This window comes from Xenorhabdus sp. IM139775, assembly GCF_028598745.1.
Lineage (GTDB): Bacteria > Pseudomonadota > Gammaproteobacteria > Enterobacterales > Enterobacteriaceae > Xenorhabdus.
On the sequence record NZ_JAQRFK010000110.1, the window covers coordinates 1 to 6052 of the forward strand.

The window sequence follows — 6052 nt, forward strand, 5'->3', positions numbered from 1 at the left end:
CTGACGAAAACAAAAGGCGCGTTCCCAAATGAAAACAGCCTGCTCAAACTGCTTTATCTGGGGCTTCTCAATGCCCAGGAAAAGTGGACGATGCCAATCCAAAGCTGGAACCTGACGCTGTCTCAGCTGTGTATTTACTTTGAAGGGCGTCTGGATAATGTGATAACGTTATAACAGCTAAATTATCGTGACACAGAATACTGAACGCCCTCAACTAAAAGGCTAAGTGCCAATCGCACCCAGCCCATGTCAAACAGCGGGTTTTTCTATTATTTTTGCAGGGCAGGAAGATCCGCCAGTGGCCAACGTGCTTTTACCGTTACGCCTAATTCACCGGCAGTCCCCCCTTGCAAGCGGATCATGCCAGCCAGTGCGATCATGGCCCCATTATCAGTACAAAATTCAGGGCGGGCATAGAAGGCTTCGCCTCCCAGCTTTTCCATCACCTCCTGCATCTTGGTACGCAATGTCCGGTTTGCACTCACGCCACCCGCCATCACCAGACGCTTGAATCCCGTCTGTTGCAACGCCCGTTTACACTTAATCGCCAACGTATCCACCACCGCATCTTCAAATGCGCGGGCAATATCCGCCTTGGTTTGTTCATCCTCAGCCACATCATGACCATGAATGTTATTGCGGATCGTATTCGCTGCGAACGTTTTCAGGCCAGAAAAACTGAAATCCAGCCCCGGACGATCGGTCATCGGACGCGGGAAGACAAAACGCCCCGCCTTGCCCTGCTGCGCTATGCGGGAAAGCACTGGCCCGCCCGGATAATCCAAACCAAGCAGTTTGGCTGTTTTATCAAAAGCCTCACCTGCGGCATCATCAATGGATTCACCCAACAATGTGTATTCACCGATACCTGTCACGCTAATCAGTTGGGTATGACCGCCTGAAACCAGTAAGGCAACAAAAGGAAACTCAGGGCTGTTTGCTTCCAGCATCGGTGCCAGCAAATGGCCTTCCATATGATGCACGGGAATAGCCGGGACATCCCACGCAAACGCCAGTGAACGCCCGATGGTTGCCCCAACCAGCAATGCACCCACTAATCCCGGCCCTGCGGTGTAAGCAACTGCATCAATGTCTTTACTCGTCAGACCCGCTTCTTGCAAAGCCGCCTGAATTAAAGGAACCGTTTTACGAATGTGGTCACGGGACGCCAGTTCAGGCACAACACCGCCATAATCAGCATGTAGCTTGACCTGACTGTACAATTGATTGGCTAGCAGACCGATTTTGTCGTCATAAATTGCGATTCCGGTTTCATCGCAGGACGTTTCTATACCTAAAACTCGCATTGCACTATATTGTCTCGTTGTTTGGTCATTATACATTCGTATCACTTTCAACGGGCGTCAGTGTAACACTATCGATGTAACACTATCTATGTAATACTATCTCACATTATCTATTTATGAACCTCTATGTTTATCTCCCTCTGCCCGTTTAAATCCTTTGTCAGCAATATCTCGTCATATCAACATTCTCAGCTTTGAACCCATTACACACTGGCTATTTTTTCTGTTTAGTCTATAATCAATACCCTACTTGAATATCCTGTGTGGTTAATGTTAATAACGCCGATTTCGGATTGCTTGTTTTATATACGAAAAAAGCATCCTGTAACCCATGGCGTTATCGGTTTCAATTTTCCTCGGCACTTTACAAAGCCGTGTTCATTGAAGTAAAATTCCGCACCATTTTAAAGACGGCTGGCACTATCGCGCCAGCGACAAACCCGATTTCTATTGAGGTGAGAGGCACATGCCAGTAATTAAAGTACGTGAAAACGAGCCATTTGACGTAGCACTGCGTCGCTTTAAGCGTTCTTGCGAGAAAGCAGGCGTATTAGCAGAAGTTCGTCGTCGTGAGTTCTATGAAAAACCAACGACTGAGCGCAAACGCGCTAAAGCTTCTGCTGTTAAGCGTCATGCTAAGAAGCTGGCTCGTGAAAACGCACGCCGCACCCGTTTGTACTAATCTTTGCGGCCAGTCCGCTTAGTGTTTGTATTAACAAACTACTGCAGTTAAAGGCCGTGCTTTCCCAAAGGAAGCGCGGCTTATTCTCGTTCATCAACAGGCGTAAAAGGGCTTATGGCTGGACGAATTCCACGCGCATTTATCAATGACTTATTAGCAAGAACCGATATCATTGATTTGATCGATGTTAGGGTGCCTTTGAAAAAGAAAGGTAAAAATCATCAGGCGTGTTGTCCTTTTCATAACGAAAAAACCCCTTCATTCACTGTTAATGGTGACAAGCAGTTTTACCATTGCTTCGGTTGCGGAGCGCATGGCAATGCCATTGATTTTCTGATGAATTATGACCGGTTAGATTTTGTCGAATCCATCGAAGAACTGGCAACCATGCACGGGCTGGAAGTGCCTTACGAAGCAGGTTCCGGTGGCGGTCAAATCGAACGTCACCAAAGGCAAAATCTTTACCAGTTGATGGATAAGCTCAACAGCTTCTATCAGCATTCACTGAATACCCCCGGCGCTCAATCAGCCCGGCAATATTTGACCCAACGTGGGCTCAGTGAAGAGATCATTCAACGTTTCGCCATCGGCTTTGCTCCAAATGGCTGGGATAATGTCCTGACAAAATTTGCCCGCAATGCGGAAGAGCAGAAGCAGTTAAACGATGCCGGCATGCTGGTTACGAATGATCAGGGACAGACTTATGACCGTTTCCGCGGGCGAGTGATGTTCCCTATTCGCGATCGTCGTGGTCGCGTGATTGCATTCGGCGGCAGAGTGCTGGGCGATGCACTTCCCAAGTATCTGAACTCGCCGGAAACCGACATTTTCCATAAAGGCCGTCAGCTATATGGTCTTTATGAAGCCCAGCAAAATCACAAATCGCTGACAAGGCTATTGGTGGTTGAAGGTTATATGGATGTGGTTGCGCTGGCCCAATTTGGCATTGGCTATGCCGTGGCTTCGCTGGGCACGTCCACCACGGCTGAACACGTTCAGTTGCTTTTCAGGACAACCGATAATGTCATCTGTTGCTACGACGGTGACCGGGCAGGTCGTGATGCCGCATGGCGTACACTGGAAACCGCATTGCCTTATCTGAATGACGGGCGGCAATTACGTTTTATGTTCTTGCCGGACGGTGAAGATCCTGATTCACTGATCCGCAAAGAAGGGCGGGAAGTCTTCGAGCAGAGAATGGAAAAGGCCTTGACCTTATCTGCATTTTTGTTCGAATCGCTATTGCCACAGGTTGATTTAAGTAACCCGGAAGGAACGACTAAGCTCAGTTCGCTAGCCATGCCACTGATCAGTAAAATCCCGGGGGAAACACTGCGGCTCTACCTGCTGCGAGAGCTTGGAAACCTGTTAGGTACTCCTGATACGGCACAATTGGAACGATTTCTGGCAAAACTTGTCAAAAAAGATACCAATACATATCAGGCGCTAAAACTGAAACCAACAACAATGCGCATACTTATTGCATTGCTGGTGCAGAATCCGCATTTAGCGACATTAGTTCCCCCACTACAGGGAATGTTTTCTACCCAGATAGCAGGATTGCCATTATTCACAGAGCTTGTCGACACGAGCCTTGCTCAACCGGGTTTAACCACAGGGCAACTGTTGGAGCAATACCGCGATAATAAATATGCTAAACAGCTTGAAAAACTCGCTGCCTGGAACGATATACAGATAGAAGAGATTGCTGAAAAAACTTTTAGCGATGCACTCGACCATCTTTTCGCGTCAGCACTTGATGAACGTTTTAATTTTCTGATTGCCAAAGAGAGAACGGAAGGCCTGACACCAGACGAGCGCGAAGAAGTCCGATTAATTACGGTATCTAGCGCGAGAAAATAAGAATCTGTCTCAGCAAGGCTATATTGCTTCAAGATGATATTAACTTGAAGGCGATATTTTACTGGATTTACTGAAAATAACGCGCGATGAAAATATAGCTTGGTGAAACAGGTTCTAAACCAAAACCAAAAATCACAGACACAGAATTCACGGCTTAACTGCCGCATTAGGTAAGGTGGATAACCCTACCATTGCCGCAATTGAGGGCAGCGGCAATACAATGAAAACGCCCCTAAATATTATTGTTGGCATATTAGTTTCGCCGACCGACACCAACCAATACTCTGAAGTGTGGATACCGTCTTATGGAGCAAAACCCGCAGTCACAGCTAAAGCTACTTGTCACCCGAGGTAAGGAGCAAGGCTATCTGACCTATGCTGAGGTCAATGACCATCTGCCGGAAGATATCGTCGATTCTGATCAGATAGAAGATATCATCCAAATGATCAATGACATGGGCATCCAGGTGATGGAAGAAGCACCTGATGCCGATGATCTCATGTTGGCAGAAAACACAAACGACACAGATGAAGATGCTGCGGAAGCGGCTGCACAAGTGTTATCGAGTGTCGAGTCAGAAATCGGCCGTACCACCGATCCGGTTCGCATGTACATGCGTGAAATGGGAACGGTTGAGCTTTTGACTCGCGAAGGTGAGATTGACATTGCAAAGCGCATTGAAGATGGCATCAACCAAGTACAGTGCTCCGTTGCTGAATACCCTGAAGCGATTACTTACCTGCTGGAACAGTTCGACCGTGTTGAATCTGGTGAGAGTCGCCTGTCCGACTTGATCACGGGTTTCGTTGATCCTAACGCAGAAGAAGATCTGACACCTTCAGCCACACACGTTGGCTCAGAACTTCCTCAGGCAGAGCTTGACGACGAAGATGACGAAGATGAAGAGAGTGATGATGATACTGACAGCGAAGATGATAACAGCATCGATCCAGAACTCGCCCGCCAAAAATTTGGGGAACTGCGTGAGCAGTATGAACTGACTCGTCAGGCGATCAAAGCTTATGGTCGCAGCCATCCCAATACCGCCGCAGAAATATTGACTTTATCTGAAGTATTCAAACAGTTCCGCCTGGTACCAAAACAGTTTGATCATCTGGTCAACAACATGCGTTCCATGATGGATCGCGTACGTCTTCAAGAGCGCCAGATCATGAAGATGTGTGTTGAGCAGTGCAAGATGCCGAAGAAAAACTTCATCACACTCTTCTCTGGCAATGAAACGACTGATACATGGTTCACCGCTGCGAAAGCAATGAACAAGCCATGGTCTGATAAATTGCTGGAAGTTGAAGACGAAGTAATGCGTAGCCAGCAAAAGTTACGCCAGATTGAAGAAGAAACCGGCCTGACCATTGAACAGGTCAAAGATATCAACCGTCGTATGTCAATCGGTGAAGCGAAAGCCCGCCGTGCGAAAAAAGAGATGGTTGAAGCCAACCTGCGTCTGGTTATTTCGATTGCGAAGAAATATACCAACCGTGGACTGCAATTCCTTGATTTGATTCAGGAAGGTAACATCGGCCTGATGAAAGCGGTTGATAAATTTGAATACCGTCGTGGTTACAAATTTTCAACTTACGCGACATGGTGGATCCGTCAGGCGATCACACGTTCTATCGCGGATCAGGCACGTACCATTCGTATTCCAGTGCATATGATTGAAACCATCAACAAACTCAACCGTATTTCCCGCCAGATGTTGCAGGAAATGGGTCGTGAGCCTTCACCGGAAGAGCTGGCAGAGCGTATGTTGATGCCTGAAGACAAGATCCGCAAGGTACTGAAAATTGCCAAAGAGCCAATCTCCATGGAAACACCTGTCGGTGATGATGAAGATTCACATCTGGGCGATTTCATCGAGGATACTACGCTTGAACTGCCGCTGGATTCAGCAACTTCAGAAAGCCTGCGTTCAGCAACCCACGATGTACTGGCGGGCCTGACTGCACGTGAAGCGAAAGTTCTGCGTATGCGTTTTGGTATCGATATGAACACTGACCATACTCTGGAAGAAGTGGGTAAACAATTTGATGTCACCCGCGAGCGTATTCGTCAGATCGAAGCAAAAGCACTACGTAAACTGCGCCATCCAAGCCGTTCCGAAGTATTGCGCAGCTTCCTTGATGACTAATCAACGAATTTGCTGATAAATCTGAAAAGCGTCTGTTTCAGCAGGCG

The 6052-nt window shown here is 47.5% G+C and carries 4 protein-coding genes and 1 pseudogene; 4 read left to right on the forward strand and 1 reads right to left on the reverse strand.

Going from position 1 to position 6052, the window contains the following annotated elements:
- A pseudogene (locus tag PSI17_RS15555) lies at positions 1–174 on the forward strand (IS256 family transposase); the annotation flags it as partial.
- Positions 175–269: 95 nt separating this feature from the next.
- Here PSI17_RS15555 and tsaD read toward each other — a convergent pair.
- A complete protein-coding gene (gene tsaD / locus PSI17_RS15560) occupies positions 270–1307 on the reverse strand; it encodes a tRNA (adenosine(37)-N6)-threonylcarbamoyltransferase complex transferase subunit TsaD (protein ID WP_273552844.1) in 1038 nt (345 codons plus the stop codon).
- 466 nt (positions 1308–1773) lie between these two features.
- On the opposite strand from tsaD, the gene rpsU reads away from it, so the two are divergent.
- From rpsU to rpoD, 3 genes are all read left to right on the forward strand, one after another.
- Positions 1774–1989, forward strand: coding sequence for a 30S ribosomal protein S21 (gene rpsU / locus PSI17_RS15565; protein ID WP_001144069.1), 216 nt, complete (start codon positions 1774–1776; stop codon positions 1987–1989).
- Between the two features lie 114 nt (positions 1990–2103).
- Positions 2104–3852, forward strand: coding sequence for a DNA primase (gene dnaG / locus PSI17_RS15570; protein WP_273552842.1), 1749 nt, complete (start codon positions 2104–2106; stop codon positions 3850–3852).
- Between the two features lie 305 nt (positions 3853–4157).
- A complete protein-coding gene (gene rpoD, locus PSI17_RS15575; protein ID WP_273552843.1) occupies positions 4158–6005 on the forward strand; it encodes an RNA polymerase sigma factor RpoD in 1848 nt (615 codons plus the stop codon).
- The last annotated feature ends 47 nt before the right edge of the window (positions 6006–6052 follow it).